Here is a 920-nt window from a genome sequence, read left to right as displayed (position 1 = left end):
CGCCCCCCCCCCGCTACTGTGGGGTCGGGGCCCGCGGCGCCCCCCCCCCCCCCCCCCCCCGCCCCCCCCCCCGCCACTACCAGGCGCGCTTATGACCAGTCGTACGAGAACAGCACCGTGCGGCTTTCCGGCTCGTACAGCATCACGATCGCATCGGCACCGGTGGCGCACCAGTTGTAGCCGGCTACGTCGGCCACGGCGAAGAATTTGTTGCCATCGCGGGTGATGATCACTGTTTCGGCATCGTCCGCAGCGTTGGGGTCATCGGCAGCTTCGGTGAAACCCAGTTCGAATGCCGCGGGAATCTCTGCGGTTTCGGTCCAGTTGCCGAAACCGATCGGGCCACCCAGCGTATCCAGATAATCGCGCTCGCTGGCCTCACCCTTGCCGTAGCGCGAGTAGCAGGCGAGGCGGCCATGCGTGGCATGGTAATCGCGGGCCTTGGCGTAGCTCTCGCGCATCTGCGCGATGTGTTCGCGCGCATCCTTGTCCTGTACCGCATCACCGATGAAATAGCCCTCGTTGCCGAGGAAACGCATCTCGTTACCGGTGGTCAGTTCGAAGGCGATCCAGTTGGTGCCGGTGAAATCGTTGTGGTGTTCTTCGGTGGTCTCGCCGATGCAACCGTCGTATGGCTCGATCGGGCACAGCATCGTTGCCACCTGGCCGGCCAGTTCCGGGCGCAGCACGCCGAGGTCGATCTTCAGCAGCGGCAGCAGGTGCTGGCCGAGCCAGGCCTGGTCGGCGGGAAAGACGTCGGTGGGGTAGGGGACCATGCCGGGCAGCAGGTCGCTCAGTTCAGTCTGGTGGATCATGTCAGTCCTTTGAACAGGGTGGGTAGAGTCGAGGGGGGGGGGGGGGGGGGGGGGCCCCCGCCGGGGCGGCCCACACCAGGGCAGGGGGGGGGGGGGGGGGGGGGC

The 920-nt window shown here is 67.2% G+C and carries 1 protein-coding gene; it reads right to left on the bottom strand.

Going from position 1 to position 920, the window contains the following annotated elements; all coding sequences use genetic code 11:
- Positions 1-89: 89 nt before the first annotated feature.
- The gene (locus V3B46_RS05665) at positions 90-815 is read right to left on the bottom strand and encodes an enolase (RefSeq protein WP_329891341.1); all 726 of its coding nucleotides are present in this window, start codon (positions 813-815) and stop codon (positions 90-92) included.
- Between the last annotated feature and the right edge of the window lie 105 nt (positions 816-920).

Source organism: Stenotrophomonas sp. SMYL11 (assembly GCF_036320005.1).
Classification (GTDB): domain Bacteria; phylum Pseudomonadota; class Gammaproteobacteria; order Xanthomonadales; family Xanthomonadaceae; genus Stenotrophomonas; species Stenotrophomonas maltophilia_A.
Note: the sequence above shows the minus strand (reverse complement) of the source record. Positions and strands in the feature narration are given on the sequence as shown.